Origin of the sequence: Amycolatopsis sp. WAC 04197 (genome assembly GCF_003947475.1) — a bacterium.
Taxonomy (GTDB): domain Bacteria; phylum Actinomycetota; class Actinomycetes; order Mycobacteriales; family Pseudonocardiaceae; genus Amycolatopsis; species Amycolatopsis japonica.
In genome coordinates this window covers 84,783-99,746 of the sequence record NZ_QHJK01000003.1, presented here as the reverse complement: position 1 = coordinate 99,746, position 14,964 = coordinate 84,783, and the positions used below count along the sequence as shown (strand labels likewise).

Sequence of the window (14,964 nt, the reverse complement as noted above, 5' to 3'; positions counted from 1 at the left end):
ACGAGCAGTCCACGAAAGAAGGGGAAATCCGCCCATGACCGCGCCCCGCCGCATCGCCACCTTCGACCACGACGGACTCGTCTTCGACGTCCGGGACACCGGCCCGCTCGACGGCGACATCGTCGTCCTGCTGCACGGCTTCCCGCAGACCGGCGCCTCCTGGGCCGACACCGCCGCCCTGCTCCACCAGCGCGGATACCGCACGATCGTGCCCGACCAGCGCGGCTACTCACCCCGCGCACGCCCGCGGGGCCGCTTCGCCTACCGATCCAGCCGTCTGGTGGCTGACACCGTCGCCCTCATCGACACCCTCGGCACCGGGCCGGTCCACCTCGTCGGACACGACTGGGGTGCCGTCGCCGCCTGGTCGACCGCGGCCCGCCGACCCGACCTGGTCACCTCCCTGACCACCGTGTCGGTCCCCCATCCCGGGGCGTTCCTCCGCGCGATGCTCGGCAGCGACCAGCTGATCCGGTCGTACTACATGTTCCTCTTCCAGCTCCCCTGGCTGCCCGAACTCGCCATCCGGAGCCGGCCACGCGTACTGGAACGCACGCTGGCCGGCACCGGGATGACACCCGCCCAGATCGACCAGGTCCGCCAGGACATCGTCCGCGGCGGAGCCCTCACCGGCGGACTGAACTGGTACCGCGCGATGGTCTTCAACCACCCGGCCGCCCTCCGCGCCCGGGTCACCGTGCCGACCACCCACGTCTGGAGCGACGGCGACACCGCCCTGTCCCGGCGCAGCGCCGAACTCGCCGGCCAGTACGTCGACGCCGCCTACCGGCTCGAAATCCTGACCGGCGTCAGCCACTGGGTGCCCGAAGAAGCGGCCACGACGCTCGCCGCCATCATTGACCGCACCGCCACGGAGGCCGCTAGTCGACCGGTGTGACCTCGGCCATCTCCGACCACGCGTCGCCGTCGAGGTTCTGGTAGTTGATCCGGGGCTTCTCGGCGACGACGGTCGCCATGAACGGGAAGAACTCCTGCGCGTGCTGCGTGGCGACGTGCGCGTCACCGGCGGCGCTGTCGGCGAAGACCTCGACGAGGACGAATTCGTTCTCGTCGCCGGCGTTCTGGTAGTAGTCGAACGAAATGTTGCCCGGTTCGCTACGCACCTGCTGCGTGTAGCGCTCGATACCCGCGAGCCATTCGGTGCGCTTCTCGGGGCGGATCTGTGCTTTGAGAACGATCAGGATCATGGTCCGAGTATCGCAAAGCGGGCCTTCACGCGCTCCGCTCCGAGGCCGCCGGCGGCCGGATGAAAGACTGACGGGGTGATCACCCGGCTCCGGTCCTGTTGGTCCGCGATCCGGTACCTGGCGGTCGGCGCGGCCTCGTCCATCGTCTCCTGGTTCGTCCTCGTCGGCATGCTGTTCGTGCTGATGATGTGCCCGTTCGGTGTCGGGATCCCGGCGGTGCCGCACGCGCTCAGGCTGATCAGGTATCCGGTCAACTTCGAACGACGGCGATCGGCCCGCCTGCTGGACGAGCCCATCCCCGAGCCGTACCGATCCGGGAACCCGGTGACCGATCCTGCCTCGCGACGGGATCTGGCCTGGCTCGCCTTCCACGCCGCCACCGGTTTCCTCATCGGCATCTTCGCCATCGCCTTTCCGCTCGGCGGGGTCCGCCAGATCCTCACGGCGTTCATCTGGCCCATGGTGCCCGGCGGAGTGGAAAGCTCGCTCGGGTTCATGGTCACGTCGTGGCCGCTCGCGGCGCTCAGCGCGGTCACCGGCGCCGGCATGATCGCGCTCCTGTTCCTGTATCCCCGTCTGGCCCGCTGGCAGGCTTCCATCGCGCGCAGGCTGCTCGGGCCGGCGCCCAGGGTGGTGCTGACCGACCGCGTCGTCGAACTGGCCGCGTCGCGCGCCGCCGCGCTGGAGGCCCACGGCGCCGAACTCCGTCGCCTCGAACGCGACCTGCACGACGGGACCCAGGCGAGGATCGCCGCGGTGGTCCTGCAGCTGGGGATCGCCGATTCGCTCTTCGACAAAGATCCGCAACGGGCGCGGGAGCTGCTCGGCAAGGCGCAGGACACCGCGACCGGCGCGCTCGCCGAACTCCGGACCGTCGTGCGCAGCATCCATCCGCCATTGCTGACCGACCGCGGCCTCGACGGCGCCGTCACCGCGCTGGCCGACCGCTGCCCGGTTCCGTGCACTGTGGACGTCCGCAGCCGCAGCCGCCGTCCCGCCGCCGTCGAAGCGGCCGCCTACTTCGTCGTCGCCGAGATGCTGGCCAACATCACCAAGCATTCCGGCGCCGAACACGCTTGGATCACCCTCGACGGCACCGCCGACACCCTGCTCATCGAAATCCGCGACGACGGCCACGGCGGCGCCGACGAAGCCGCGGGCAGCGGTCTGTCCGGGATCCGCAAACGGGCCGAAGCCTTCGACGGGACCTTGAAACTGTCGAGCCCCGCCGGTGGGCCGACCGTACTGAAAGTGGAGTTGCCATGCGGGTCGTGATCGTCGAGGACGACGCGCTGCTGCGCGAAGGCCTGGTGATGCTGCTGAACACCTCGGGCATCGATGTCGTCGCCGCGGTGGACGACGTGGAGGAGTTCCTCGAACTCGTCGCCAAGGACCGGCCCGACGCGGTGATCACCGACGTCCGGCTGCCGCCGACCCACACCGACGAGGGCCTCCGCGCGGCCGTCAAGGCGCGGAAGATGCACCCCGGGCTGCCCGTGCTCGTGCTGTCCGCGCATGTCGAAACCGGCTACGCGGCGGAACTCCTGGCCGACGGCAAGGGTGCCGTCGGGTATCTGCTCAAGGAGCGGGTGGGGAAGGTCGAGAAGTTCCTCGACGCGCTGGACCGGGTCGTCAAGGGCGGGACGGCGATGGACCCCGAGGTGATCACCCAGCTGATGGCGCACCGCCGGGCGACCGATCCGCTCGAAGGGCTGACCGCGCGCGAACGCGAGGTGCTCGGGCTGATGGCGGAGGGCTACAACAACACCACCATCGCCGAACTGCTGGTGGTGAGCGACGGCGCGGTGCACAAGCACATCCGGAACATCTTCGCGAAGCTCGGGTTGCCGGAGGACAGCGGGCATCGGCGGGTCTTGGCGGTGCTGGCCTACTTGGGCGGTAAAGGCTGACACCCGCGGTCCTGGCGGCAAGTACATGAAGGACCCGAGTTTCTTCCGCGAGCCCCACGGCGATCCCTCAGGACCGCGGACGTTCGGCGCCATGCGAGCGCAGGCGGGCGACAACGTCGGTGTCGTCGACCGCGAACATGACGCGCCGGATGCCCAGCGTGTTCGCCGGAGGGCGGGCAGGCTCAGGCACTATGGCCTTCGGCCGATGGAATTTCGCCAGCTCGATCCGCCCGGATCCGCAGCATGGCGACGTCGTGGTTGACACCATCGTGAGGTCCTAAACGGAGGGTTGCGAAAGCCACTTTCGCAACGTTGAAGGTTGCGAAAGTGGCTTTCGCAACGTCAGCGCCTCGACCCGGCAGGCGCGGTAGCGCTGGCACCACCCCACGACGGGGGTCACTCCCCTGGTTCCCCGATCCGCCGGACCATAGCGTCTTTCCCATGAACGACACCAAAAACGCCGGCGGCGCGCTTGTCACCGCCTCCCTCTGGCTGGTCCTCCTCGTCAGCGCGGCCACCAACTCGATCGGTCAGTTCGCGGGGCTGGACTGGACGTTCCGCATGATCGCGGGCGCCGTCTCGGTCGTGTGCATCGTGCTGCTGATCGTCCGTTACATCGCCCGGCGCAGGGCCTGAACGCCTCGGCCCGCCCGGAAGTCCGGGCGGGCCGAGTGCTTTTAGGACACCTTCGGCGTCGCGCGTACACCGTGGTGCATGTACGGCTCCCCTGTCGGCAACGTGTAGAACGTGACCGGCATCCAAGTCTGCGCGCCCGGCTCCCGGCAGACGTAGAGCGAATCGGTCACCGCGACCAGGTCGAATTCCATCGTCTTCTCCGGCATCAGCTCGGCCAGCGGGCCCGTTGCGGTCTGCCGCAGCCGCAGTCCGTCCTTTTCGGACAGTACCTCCATCAGCACCCCGGCCCGCTCGTAGACGCCGACGTGCCTCGAACCGTCGACGGTGACCGGAGACGAGGGCGGCGTCAACGGCCGCGGCATCGCCACATCCGCCAGTTCCGCGAAGATCTCCCGGTACAGCTCCTCGAACAGGTCACGGGTGTTGCCACCATTGGTGAGCAACGTGACGGCGAGCCCCTGATCGGGCAGCAGCCGCAGGAACGCCGACTGCCCGATCGTGTTGCCGTCGTGGCCGATGACCCGCCGTCCGCTCCAGTCGTCGCGGATCCAGCCGAGGCCCCAGGAGTCACCGAGCGAGTGCTTGTCGGGGAGGTCGGCGTGCTTCTCGGCCATCGCGGTGGCGGACGCCGTGGTCAGGATCCGTTCACCGGACGGGGTGAGACCGCCGGCCAGGTGGAGCCGCGCGAAGCCGAGCACGTCCTTGGCGGTGGCGGTGATCAGGCCCGCCGGGCCCATGTTCCGCGGCAATCCCCAGACCGGCGCGGGTTTCGGGTCTTCGTCCGCGCCACCGACGTGCCCGACGGCGGCACGGAGCAGCAGCGCTTCCTCGGGCAGCGTCACGGTGTGGGTGAGACCGAGCGGCGCGAACAGCTTCTCCCGCATCGCGGCGTCCCAGGTCTGCCCGGTGAGCTTCTCGATCACCCGTCCCATGAGCACGAAACCCGAGTTGCAGTAGGAGAACGTCTCGCCGAGCGGGTGGTTCTGCGCGGCCTGATCGAGGATTTCGACATAGCGTTCGAGACAGTCGTCGCCTCGGCCGGTGTCGGTGAAGACGTCCCCGTCGATCCCGCTGGTGTGCGTCAGCAGATGCCGCATGGTCACCTGCTTGGCGACGTCCGGATCGGCGAGCCGCAGCTCGGGGACGACGTCGGCGATCGGGGCGTCGAGGTCGAGAAGACCTTCGTCGACCAGCTGCATGACCACGGTCGCGGTCCACACCTTGGAGATCGAACCGATCTGGAACACCGAATCCTCGGTGACCTCGACGCCGGTCTTCGTGTTCAGCACGCCGTAGGAGGCCAAGACCTCCGCGTCATCGCCGACGCGCGTGATGCCCAGCGCGGCTCCGGGGACGCGGTGCTTGCGCGCGAGTTCCGCCAGGCGGCGACGCCAGTGCGCCGCTTCGATCGGCACTCGCGACACCCCGTCCGCGGGCGCGGCGTACTGCTCGACCCACTCGAGAACGCGCCGGTTGAAGTCGACACGCTGCGAGGGCGGCCCGTCGAGGATGAACAGGTGCGAGGCGTCCGGGTACAGCACCAGCCGCGACGGGACACCGCGCGCACGCAGGGCGCCGAACCACTGCTCGGCCTGGCCGACCGGGCACCGGTCGTCGTTCGCGCCTTGGACGACGAGCGTCGGCGTCCGCACGTCGGCGACGCGGGCGAACGGCGAGAACCGCTCGTTCTCCTTGTCCCAAGCCGAACCGCCGAGCTCGCCGACGGCCAGGTAGTGCCCGGCGTCGGACGTGCCTTCCATGCTGGTGAGGTCGCTGACCACACCGCCGGCGACAGCGGCGGCGAAGCGGTCGTCGCGGCTGGTCAGGTAGCAGGTCATGAACCCGCCGTAGCTGTAGCCCGCCACGGCGAGCCGGTCCGCGTCGGCGATCCCTTCCGCGACCAGGTGGTCGAGGGGTTCGAGGAAGTCGGCCGCGTCGGCGGCCCCCCACGCGCCCACGGCGCCGGTGTAGAAGGCCTCGCCGTAGCCGTCGCTGCCGCGCGGGTTGAGCAGCAGCACCGCCCAGCCTCGTGCCACGAGTTCCTGGTGATAGAGGTGGATCGCGTCGGCCGCGCCGTTCCAGGCGTTGTGCGGTCCGCCGTGGATGTCGAGCAGCAGTGGCGCCGCACCGGTTCGTGACGGATCCCGCAGGAGCCAGCCGTGGACGACGGTGCCGTCGCCGATGGTGAATTCCCGTTCCTCGTGGCGGAAAAGCTCGATGTCGGACTCGCCGTGCTTCGTCCGCACGTCGACCGCGCCGGTGGCCGGGTCGACGAGGGTGACCTCACCGAACGACGTGCCCGTGGCCAGGACGACCACGACCCGCCCGCCCGCGATGTCCATTCCGGACACGACGCGGTCCGCGCCCGCCAGCACCGCGCGCGGCGTCCCGCCTTCGGTGTCCACTTCGTACAGATGGGTGCAGCCACGGTCGCGGACGCCGAACAGCACGGCTCCGTCCTCGGTCACCTGCGGCAGGGCTCCCGGATAGCCGGGGCCGCCGGACATCACGTTCCGGTCCAGCGCGGCGGCCAGGTCGACCGGATCGCCGCCGTTCAGCGGCACCCGCCACAACCCCAGGTGCCCGACCTCGGTGTCGGGCCTGCCGACCACCAGCAGCGCGGCGCCGTCGGCGGTCCAGCCGACCGTGCCCGCCATCCCTTCGCCGGAGCCGATCAGCCGTGGCTCGGAGGTCTTCGTGGTCACGTCGAGCACGTAGGCACCGGAGCGGAAGGTCAGATCCGCGTCACCGTCCCGCCCGGCGGAGAAGGCCAGCCGTGTTCCGTCGGGCGACCAGGCCGGTTCGCCGGCGTGCCAATCGCCGAAGGTCACCTGCCGGACTTCCCGGGTGGCGACGTCGAGGACGTGCAGATGTTTGCGGATGGTCTTGATCAGCCCCGCGCCGTCGGCCTTGAAGTCGAGCCGGTCGGCCACCACGGGGGCGTTCGGGGCGAGTTCCCCGCCCGCCAGGTCGACCGCGGCCGAGAACGCGATCTTGCCGCCGTCCGGGCTCCAGACCGGGGCACCCGCCCCCAGCGGGAGTTCGGTGATCTGTTCGGCCTCCCCGCCCGACGACGGCAGGAACCACACCTGCGGCGGTCCGTCCTGGGCACGGAGGAACGCGATCCGCGTGCCGTCCGGCGCCCATTTCGGTGCCATGTCGGCGGTTCCGCGCGTGAGCTGTCGCGCTTCGCCGCCGGTCGCGCCGACCTCCCAGAGCGTGTGGACGTTCCGATCCTCGTCGCGGTCGGCCGTGCGCAGGACGTAGACGATCCGGTCGCCGTCCGGGGAAAGCGAAGGCTGGCTGGGGACGGCGATGTCGTACAGGTCGTCGAGACCGAGACGTCGGGTCATGATGCGCTTGCTCCTCTGGAGATCGTGAGCTGGTGGCTCTCGTTTTCGCTGAAGTGGCAGGCCGCCGAATGACGTCGGTGTGCCGAGTCTTTCGAGGGGTCCGCCTCGAGGCAGAGTTCGCGGCCGGTCCGCACGAGCGGGCCGACGGGACAGCGGGTGTGGTAGCGGCATCCGGACGGCGGATGGTGCGGGTCGGCGGGTTCGGCGTCGGCGGTCTCGCTCGCGTCACCGACGTCGAGCAGCGAACCGGTCGCCGACGGCGCCGCGGCGAGCAGATCCCGGGTGTACGGGTGCTGCGGATCGGTGAGCACCTGTTCGGCTGGGCCGACCTCCACGATCCGGCCGAGGTACATCACGGCGACGATGTCGCTGAGATAGCGGATCACCGCGAGGTTGTGCGAGATGAACAGCATCGACAGGTCCAGCCGCCGTTGCACCGACCGGACGAGGTTCAGCACCGCTCCCTGCACCGAAACGTCGAGCGCGGAGGTGATCTCGTCCGCGATCAGCACCTCCGGCCGTCCGGCCAGCGCGCGGGCGAGCGCCACCCGTTGCCGCTGGCCGCCGGAAAGCTGCCCCGGCAGGTGGGCCGCCCGCTCGGGATCGAGATTGACCAGTTCCAGCAGCCGGGCGACCTCGTCCCGGCGCGCGGCGCGGCCGGGAAGGACCCCGCGCGGGATCGCCTCGGTGATCGACTCCCCGATGCTCATCCGGGGGTCCAAAGAGGAATACGGATCCTGGAACACCATCTGCAAAGGCGGACGGCGGGGCAGTTTCCGCACGTCCACGCCACCGAGTAGGACCCGTCCGGCACTGATCGGCGAGAGCCCGACTGCGGCACGGGCCAGCGTCGATTTCCCGGAGCCCGATTCGCCGACGAGCCCGACGACCTGTCCGGAAGGGACGGTCAGGCCGACCCGGTCGACGGCGGTGAGCCCGCGCCTGCCGCCGTACCGCACGCTCACCGCGTCGAACACGAGATCGCTCACTCCGCACCTCCGGCGGTCACGGTTTCCTTGGCGGGTTGGGAAAGCGGCGCGGGATACCAGCACGCGACGCGATGCTCGGCGCCGACGCGCTCCAACGCCGGGTCTTCGAGACGGCACCGGTCGGTCGCCGACGGGCATCGGTCGGCGAAAGCGCAGCCGTTGGGCACGCGATCCGGCTCCGGCGGACGGCCCGGGATCACCGCCAGCGAAGCCTCACGATCGGTCTCGAGGTCGAGCGTCGCGGCCATCAAGGCCCGCGTGTAGGGGTGCCGGGGCGTCGCGGCGGACGGCAGATCTTCCACCACCCGGCCCGCGTACATGACCAGCATCCGTTCGCACGTCTGCGAAACGACCGCGATGTCGTGGCTGATCAGGATGATCGCCGTATCCCGCTCGGCCCTGGTCCGCGCCAGCAGGCGCAGCAACTGCCGCTGCACGGTGACGTCCAGCGCGGTGGTCGGCTCGTCGGCGATGATGAGCTTCGGGTCGCCCATCAGGCCCATGCCGATCATCGCGCGCTGCCGCATCCCGCCGGAGAACTCGTGCGGATACTGCCGCGCGCGACGTTCGGCGGCGGGGATCCGCACCGCGCGCAACCGGTCCACGGCCCGTTCGAAGGCCTTGGCACGCGGAAGTCCCTGGTGCTGCTCGGCGACTTCGGCCAGTTGACGGCCGATCCGCCTGGTCGGGTTGAACGACGTCATCGGATCCTGGAACACCATCGCCAGCGACGTGCCGAGCAACCCGCGTAGCTCCCGTTCCGGCGTCGTCAGCACCGCTTTCCCGGCGAATTCGAGCTTGTCCGCGGTGACCACGGCCGGCGCTTCCACCAGCCGTGACACCGCCAATCCGGTCAGGCTCTTCCCCGAGCCCGACTCGCCGACGACCCCGATCGCCTCGCCCGCGCGGACGGTGAAGCTCACCCCGCGTACCGGAACGGTCCAGCCCGCCGGACGCGGGAACGCCACCTGGAGGTTCTCCACCACCAGCACCGCGTCGTCGCGGTCGTCGGCGGCGGCCTCCCTGGCGGGCGTGACCGGCCGCGGCGCGAGCTTGCGCAGCCCGGTGCGGACGCCGATCACCCCGGCGACGGTCTCACCGACCAGGTTGAACGCGAGCCCCGCCAGCACCACGGCCACGCCCGGCGCGAGCGCGGCCGCCGGGTTGACGTAGATCCCGTTGAGCCCTTCGCCGAGCAGCCGCCCCCAGTCGTAATCCGGCGCCTGCACACCGATGCCGAGGAACGACAGTCCGGAGAAGGCCAGCAGGGAGGCACCCGCGCCGATGGTCGCGTTCACCACCAGCGGTTCGCCGATGTTGGGGAGGATGTGCCGGAGCAGCAACCGTATCCGGCCGACCCCGGAGATCCGCGCGGCGGACACGAAGTCCTGCCCCGCGACGGAGGCGGACAGTGTCTGCGCGAGCCGTGCGAACGCCGGTGCCAGCGCGAAACCGACCGCGAACACCGCACCGTGCGTCCCGACCCCGAAGATGACCGAGAAGAACAACACCAGCAACAGCCCCGGAAACGCGACCGCGATGTTCACCGCGGACGTCACCAGCCGTGCGGCAGGGCGTGGCAGCAATGAGGGCAACGTGCCGAGCACAAGCCCGCTGACCACTCCGATCACCGTCGCGAGCACCGCGAGCAGAACCGAAAGCCGGGTCGCGACCAGGACGCGGAAGAGGATGTCGCGGCCGAGGTCGTCGGTGCCCAGCCAATGCGCCGCCGACGGTCCCTGCCCGATGGCGTTCGTGTCGATCGCGAAAGCGTTGTCGTGCCACAGGATCGGCGCGAACACCGCGAGCGCGAGCACCAGCGTCAGCAGGGCCGCCGCGAACGCGCCGACCGGGGTGCGCAGGGCCGCGAACCATTTCGCCATCTCAGTTCTCCCGGATCGTCGAACGCGGATCGAGGACGGCCAGCAGCACGTCCACCGTCAGATTCACCAGCAGGACCCCGATGCCGTAGACGAGCACGATCCCCTGCACCAGCGGATAGTCCTTCTGCAGGATCGACTGGGCGATGGTCGAACCGAGGCCCGGCCAGGCGAAGACGTTCTCCACCAGCACCGTCCCGGCGACCATGCCGGTCAGCATCAGCCCGCCCATGGTGAGCGTCGCGGTCAACGCGTTCGGCAGGGCGTGCCGCAGGTAGACCAGCCTCGCGGGCAGCCGCTTCGCCCGCGCTGTGCGGATGAAGTCGTTGCCCAGCACGGAAAGCGTCTCCACTCGGACGATACGCGCGAGTACCGACGCCGGACCGAGCGCCAGCGCGATCACCGGGAGCACGAACGAGCTCGCGTCCGCGTTCCCAGCGACCGGGAACCAGCCCAGCTGGACGGAGAAGAACGCGACCAGCGCCACCGCGAGCAGGAACTCCGGGATGGCCGCGAGCAGCACGGTCGTCGAGGTGAACGCCAGCTCGCCGCCCCGCCGTCGTCCGCCGCGGGTCAGCACGGCGAACAGCAGGCCCAGCGGGATCGCGACCGCGATGACCACCGCGAAGGCGGGCAACGCCAGTTCGAGGGTGGCGGGCAGCCGGTCGCCGATCACCTCGGAGACCGGCTGCCCGCTCGTCATCGACGTCCCGAAGTCACCGGTGACCAGCCCGCCGAGGTAGTGGACGTACTGCAGCCACAGCGGATCGTCGAGGCCGAGCGCCGCCCGCCGAGCGTTCACCAGCTCGACCGGCGCGGTCAGCCCGAGCGCGGCGCGGACCGGATCGCCGGGGATCAGCTGGATCATCAGGAACGCCGTGGTGATCAGGACCCACAACGAGATCGCGAACCGGCCGAGGCGGCGCACGGCGAACGACAGCCACGGGCTGCCGCGCAATCCGGCCGGGGCGACCGAGACGGCCATCAGCTGTACATCCGGATCGACGAGGGCTCCACCGAACCGAAGATGACCTTGAACCGCGCGTTGCTGCCGAAGGTCGGGATGACCGAGTTGACGTAGGGCACGACGTCCAGCCGCTCGATGAGCGCCTGTTCCGCCGCGAGCCAGGTCGCGCAGCCCGACTCACCGGACAACTGCGCCGCCTGCGCGGCCTGCGACGTGTACTTCTCGTTCTCAATATGGGCGAAGTTCGTGCCCGCCGGCGGTTTCGGTCCCGAGACGAACGGGCCGACCTGGCTCGGCAGCAGCAAGGTCACCGGTGCCAGCGAGATGTCCCACTCGCCGGTGTTGAAGAGCACCTGGCTGGTCCCCGGGCTGTCGAGGCCCTTGAGCGCCACATCGGCGCCGACGGCCTTCCACGACTGCTGCATCAGTTCCGCGGCGGGCGCCATCGTCGGCCCGAGTTGTGTGCCGTAGATGGCGGTCAGCGCGAGCCGTTTGCCGTCCTTGACCCGCACCCCGTCCGCTCCCGGCTTCCAGCCGGCCGCGTCGAGTGCCGACTTCGCGGCGGCGACGTCGAACGCGGGGAGCTTGCCCGCCACCGCGTCCCCGGCGCACGCCTTGGGTTCGGTGGTGACCATTCCCTGGCTCGGCGCCCCGGAGCCGCTGGTGAGCACCTTGCCGATCTGGGCGAGGTCGAGTGCCTGCACCAGTCCGCGACGCACGGCCAGGTCGCCGCCCGCCCGGCCGGGCGCCTGGTTGAAGAACATCTCACCCATCGGCACGACCTGCTCGCCGTTGAACAGCTTCTGGGCACGCAGCCGCTGCTGGTCCTGGCCGGTGATCCGGGCGCCGTTGAGCTCACCGGACAGCAGCAGGTTCGCGGCGGTCGTCATGTTCTGGATGACCCGGAAGGTCACCTTCTCCGGCAGTCCGGGCTGCTCGCGCTGCCAATCCCCCGGCCCCCACGCGTAATCCTTGCGCCGGGTGAGGGTGTAATGATCGTTCGGCACGATCTCGGTCATGGTGAACATGCCGGTGCCGTACTTGCCCTTGGCGAGCGCCTGCCGGTCGGTCACGCCCTTGCCGCACACGATCGGCAGGCCGCCGACGTTGCGCAGCAGGAACGCGTCCGGCGCACCGCTGGTGAGCGTGATCTTCCGTGCCGCGTCGTCGGCGGTCGCCTTGGTCCCCGGCGCGACGGTGAGCCCGGACATCGGCGACTTGTTGGCGGGATCGCCGACGAAGTTGACGTTCGCGGCGACGTCGCTCGCGGTCAGCGGCGTGCCGTCGTCGCAGGTGATCCCGTTCCGCAGGGTGAAGGAGGCCGTGGTCGTGGTGGCCTCCCACTTCTCGGCGAGGCCGGCGATCGGCTTGCCCGCCTCGTCGAGGTTGATCAGGCTGTCGTAGAGGTAGCGCCCGATGTCGAGCGCGACCGAGAGCACGGTCATCGCCGGGTCCAGTGCTCCCGGATCGGTGCCGATCGCCATCGTGAAGGTCTTGCCCTCGGTCAATTTCTGGTTCGCGGTCCGGTCCTGCCCGGATTGCGACGTCCCCCCGCACGCGCTCACGGTCAAGGCCACCACGCTCGTGATCGCGGCGGTGAGCCGGGCTTTCTTCATGCGGTTTCTCCTACTGGGTCACGGTCTGCGCACGGAGGTGATCGACGGCGAGGCGGGCGGCCTCACCGAGGGCGGAGTCGACCGCGGGCTGGCGGTCGGCGAGGGATTCGGCGCGGGTGAACACCGCGACGGCGTAGCGGCGACCGTCCACATGGGTCACCACCCCCGCTTCGTTGCGGACGGCGGGAAGCGTCCCGGTCTTGGCCGCGATCGCGACCCCCGAGGGGAAACCGGACGAGATCCGGTGCGGCCAGATCTGCTGCGCCATGATCGTCCGCACGCGTTCGCAGGCGGCCGGGTCGCCCGCGCGGTCGGTCCAGATCGCGTCGAGCAACGCGGTGATCTCCCTCGGCGTCGACGACGTCGTGCGTTCCGGGTCGAGCACCGAGAGCTTCCACATCTGTTCTTCGGTCGCCGCGGCGAAGACGGCTTCCAGGTCGTCGTCCGGTTTCGCGCCGAGATCGGCGATCACCGAGGCGAACAGGTCTTCGCAGCAGCCGACCAGCCGCGTCCGGGCGAGGCCGAGGTCCGTGAGCACCCGGTCGACGGCCTCCTGCCCGACCCGGTGGTAGACGACGTCGGTCGCGGCGTTGTCGCTCATCGTCAGCATGAAATGCGCCAGGTCGCGCCAGCTCATCTCGACGTCGTCCGCGCAGCCGGCGGTCCCGATCCCGCCGATCCGGTACCGCGCGGTGACGCGGGTCCGCTCGGTCTCGTCGATCCGCCCGGCGGCCACCTCACGGGCGAAGGCGACCGCCACCGGGATCTTGAACACGGACGCCAGCACGACCGGATCGTCCGCGCCGACACCGACTTCGGGGCCGTCGGGGACGCCGATCTCGCGCGCGTGCACGAAGCCGCGCGTCCCCGCCTCGGCGAAGACGGCCTCGATCTCGTCGGCGATCGCCGTCACCGGGCCACCCGGCGGTCAGCCCGTCCCGTGTGGACGAACAGCGCGCGGCCGGTGCCGTCGTCACCGACGAAAGCGTGCGGCATGTGCAAGCCGAGGCCGTCGTGCTCGGCGACCAGGGTGTCGCCCTTGTAGCCCAGCAGCCTGGTCTTCTCCGGCGCCGAACCGAGGTCGGCGAACATGCCCTTCATCGTGCGTTCCAGCCACAGGCCGCCCTCTTCGTCCTGCGTGACGACGATGTCCGCCACCTGCGACGAGTACTCGCCCACATAGCGCGACGGGTCCGCCGGCGCTTCCGCGGCGTTCGGCTCCGGCAGCGGCGGGACCTCGACACCGGCGAGGTCGCCCAGCACCTTCCGGAAGACGTCCAGGTACAGGTGCAACGGTTTGCCGCCATTGGTCAGCAGGGCCACCGCGACGTTGCTGCCCGGCACCACGCGCAGGAACGCGGACTGGCCGATGGTGCCGCCGTCGTGGCCGATCACCGGGCCGCCGTCCCAGTCGAAGATCATCCAGCCGAGGCCCCACGCCCCGCCCATCAAGCCGAGGTAGGGCAGTTCGACCTGGCGTTCCCACATGGCGCGGGCGGTTTCGGGCTTCAGGACCTGGGTGCCGTCGTCCGCGCGGCCTTCGTTGAGGTGCATGCGCACGAAGGTCAGCAGGTCACGCGGGCGCATCGCCAGATGCGAACCCGCCGGCACGTTGGACCGCGTCAACGCCCAGGCGGGCGCGGCCACCGGCTCGTCGTCCGGCTTCGGCTGGAGGTGCCCGATCGCCGCGCGATACCGGATCGCGTCGTAGGGCCCGGCCGCGGCGTGGGTCAGACCGAGCGGCGTGAAGAGATGGTCGCGCAGGCAGTCGTCGTAGGACTTGCCACGCAGGACTTCGACGATCCTGCCGAGCACGCAGTACCCGGCGTTGTTGTAGGAGAACATCTCCCCCGGCTGGAAGAGCTGCGGCACGTCGGAAAGCGTCGCCACGAGCTTCGCGACGCAGTCGTCGCCCTGCCCGGTGTCGGTGAAGATGTCGCCCTCGAATCCGGAGGTGTGACAGGTCAGCTGCCGCACCGTGATCCGCGACGCCGCGTCGTCGTCCGCGAGGGTGAACTCGGGAAGGTAGTCGCGGACCGGCTTGTCGAGGTCGAGCCTGCCTTCGTCGACGAGCTGCATCGCCAGGGTGGTGGTCCACACCTTGGTGATCGACCCGATCTGGAATACGGAGTCCACTGTGGACTCGACACCGGTGTTCTTGTTCAGGATTCCGGCCGCGTGGTCGATCACCTCGCCGTTCGCGAAGACCGCGATGGCGGCGCCGGGCACCTGATGCTTCTCCAGAAGGGCGGAAAAGTTCTCCGCGAGCCAGGTATCGATCTCGGAAAGTTTCGACATGCGCACCTCTTGTCCGTGGAAAGGGTGGTCCGGCGGTTCCCGGAATGCTAGGCCGGTGACGGGCGTCACCGGTTCGTGCGGAACGACGAGAGCGGCGGGAAAATTCA

Annotated in this window: 13 protein-coding genes; 4 read left to right on the top strand and 9 right to left on the bottom strand. The window is 69.9% G+C overall.

The window, feature by feature from the left end; all coding sequences use genetic code 11:
• Positions 1 to 34 precede the first annotated feature (34 nt).
• Entirely contained in the window at positions 35 to 898 is an 864-nt protein-coding gene (locus DMC64_RS13535; RefSeq protein WP_125733782.1) for an alpha/beta fold hydrolase, read from the top strand.
• Here DMC64_RS13535 and DMC64_RS13530 read toward each other — a convergent pair.
• Positions 882 to 1,208: a putative quinol monooxygenase gene (locus DMC64_RS13530; RefSeq protein WP_037338511.1), complete on the bottom strand. Its 327-nt coding sequence runs from the start codon at positions 1,206 to 1,208 to the stop codon at positions 882 to 884. The genes DMC64_RS13535 and DMC64_RS13530 overlap by 17 nt on opposite strands.
• Positions 1,209 to 1,283: 75 nt before the next feature.
• On the opposite strand from DMC64_RS13530, the gene DMC64_RS13525 reads away from it, so the two are divergent.
• A complete protein-coding gene (locus DMC64_RS13525) occupies positions 1,284 to 2,483 on the top strand; it encodes a sensor domain-containing protein (protein ID WP_125733781.1) in 1,200 nt (399 codons plus the stop codon).
• Positions 2,471 to 3,118 carry a response regulator transcription factor gene (locus DMC64_RS13520; RefSeq protein WP_125733780.1) on the top strand — a complete coding sequence of 216 codons (648 nt, stop codon included), beginning with the start codon at positions 2,471 to 2,473 and terminating at the stop codon, positions 3,116 to 3,118. Before DMC64_RS13525 ends, DMC64_RS13520 begins: the two co-directional genes overlap by 13 nt.
• 67 nt (positions 3,119 to 3,185) lie before the next feature.
• Here DMC64_RS13520 and DMC64_RS13515 read toward each other — a convergent pair whose 3' ends face one another.
• On the bottom strand, positions 3,186 to 3,386 hold the full coding sequence (locus DMC64_RS13515; RefSeq protein WP_199754973.1) for a hypothetical protein: 201 nt from the start codon (positions 3,384 to 3,386) through the stop codon (positions 3,186 to 3,188).
• 173 nt (positions 3,387 to 3,559) lie between these two features.
• Here DMC64_RS13515 and DMC64_RS13510 point away from each other — a divergent pair, with 173 nt between their 5' ends.
• Positions 3,560 to 3,754 (top strand): hypothetical protein, encoded by a 195-nt coding sequence (locus tag DMC64_RS13510; protein ID WP_125733779.1) that lies wholly within the window; start codon positions 3,560 to 3,562, stop codon positions 3,752 to 3,754.
• Positions 3,755 to 3,795: 41 nt separating this feature from the next.
• Here the strand turns inward: DMC64_RS13510 and DMC64_RS13505 are convergent, their stop codons facing one another.
• Genes DMC64_RS13505 through DMC64_RS13475 form a run of 7 tightly spaced genes read right to left on the bottom strand, consistent with a single transcriptional unit; the run spans position 3,796 to position 14,857 of the window.
• Positions 3,796 to 7,107 (bottom strand): serine hydrolase, encoded by a 3,312-nt coding sequence (locus DMC64_RS13505; RefSeq protein WP_125733778.1) that lies wholly within the window; start codon positions 7,105 to 7,107, stop codon positions 3,796 to 3,798.
• Positions 7,104 to 8,096: an ABC transporter ATP-binding protein gene (locus DMC64_RS13500; RefSeq protein ID WP_125733777.1), complete on the bottom strand. Its 993-nt coding sequence runs from the start codon at positions 8,094 to 8,096 to the stop codon at positions 7,104 to 7,106. The genes DMC64_RS13505 and DMC64_RS13500 overlap by 4 nt, the downstream gene beginning before the upstream one ends.
• Entirely contained in the window at positions 8,093 to 9,979 is a 1,887-nt protein-coding gene (locus DMC64_RS13495; protein WP_125733776.1) for a dipeptide/oligopeptide/nickel ABC transporter permease/ATP-binding protein, read from the bottom strand. The genes DMC64_RS13500 and DMC64_RS13495 overlap by 4 nt, the downstream gene beginning before the upstream one ends.
• A gap of 1 nt (position 9,980) precedes the next feature.
• The gene (locus DMC64_RS13490) at positions 9,981 to 10,961 is read right to left on the bottom strand and encodes an ABC transporter permease (RefSeq protein WP_125733775.1); all 981 of its coding nucleotides are present in this window, start codon (positions 10,959 to 10,961) and stop codon (positions 9,981 to 9,983) included.
• Positions 10,961 to 12,559 carry an ABC transporter substrate-binding protein gene (locus tag DMC64_RS13485; RefSeq protein WP_125733774.1) on the bottom strand — a complete coding sequence of 533 codons (1,599 nt, stop codon included), beginning with the start codon at positions 12,557 to 12,559 and terminating at the stop codon, positions 10,961 to 10,963. The genes DMC64_RS13490 and DMC64_RS13485 overlap by 1 nt, the downstream gene beginning before the upstream one ends.
• A gap of 10 nt (positions 12,560 to 12,569) precedes the next feature.
• A complete protein-coding gene (locus DMC64_RS13480; RefSeq protein WP_125733773.1) occupies positions 12,570 to 13,472 on the bottom strand; it encodes a serine hydrolase in 903 nt (300 codons plus the stop codon).
• The gene (locus tag DMC64_RS13475) at positions 13,469 to 14,857 is read right to left on the bottom strand and encodes a serine hydrolase (RefSeq protein WP_125733772.1); all 1,389 of its coding nucleotides are present in this window, start codon (positions 14,855 to 14,857) and stop codon (positions 13,469 to 13,471) included. The genes DMC64_RS13480 and DMC64_RS13475 overlap by 4 nt, the downstream gene beginning before the upstream one ends.
• Between the last annotated feature and the right edge of the window lie 107 nt (positions 14,858 to 14,964).

What these genes read in the sequence shown, in the direction of transcription:
- DMC64_RS13475 (WP_125733772.1), bottom strand. Translation starts at nt 14,857, where the DNA reads ATGTCGAAACTTTCCGAGATCGATACCTGGCTCGCGGAGAACTTTTCC.
- DMC64_RS13505 (WP_125733778.1), bottom strand. Translation starts at nt 7,107, where the DNA reads ATGACCCGACGTCTCGGTCTCGACGACCTGTACGACATCGCCGTCCCC.
- DMC64_RS13490 (WP_125733775.1), bottom strand. Translation starts at nt 10,961, where the DNA reads ATGGCCGTCTCGGTCGCCCCGGCCGGATTGCGCGGCAGCCCGTGGCTG.
- DMC64_RS13530 (WP_037338511.1), bottom strand. Translation starts at nt 1,208, where the DNA reads ATGATCCTGATCGTTCTCAAAGCACAGATCCGCCCCGAGAAGCGCACC.
- DMC64_RS13485 (WP_125733774.1), bottom strand. Translation starts at nt 12,559, where the DNA reads ATGAAGAAAGCCCGGCTCACCGCCGCGATCACGAGCGTGGTGGCCTTG.
- DMC64_RS13510 (WP_125733779.1), top strand. Translation starts at nt 3,560, where the DNA reads ATGAACGACACCAAAAACGCCGGCGGCGCGCTTGTCACCGCCTCCCTC.
- DMC64_RS13520 (WP_125733780.1), top strand. Translation starts at nt 2,471, where the DNA reads ATGCGGGTCGTGATCGTCGAGGACGACGCGCTGCTGCGCGAAGGCCTG.
- DMC64_RS13495 (WP_125733776.1), bottom strand. Translation starts at nt 9,979, where the DNA reads ATGGCGAAATGGTTCGCGGCCCTGCGCACCCCGGTCGGCGCGTTCGCG.
- DMC64_RS13535 (WP_125733782.1), top strand. Translation starts at nt 35, where the DNA reads ATGACCGCGCCCCGCCGCATCGCCACCTTCGACCACGACGGACTCGTC.
- DMC64_RS13515 (WP_199754973.1), bottom strand. Translation starts at nt 3,386, where the DNA reads ATGGTGTCAACCACGACGTCGCCATGCTGCGGATCCGGGCGGATCGAG.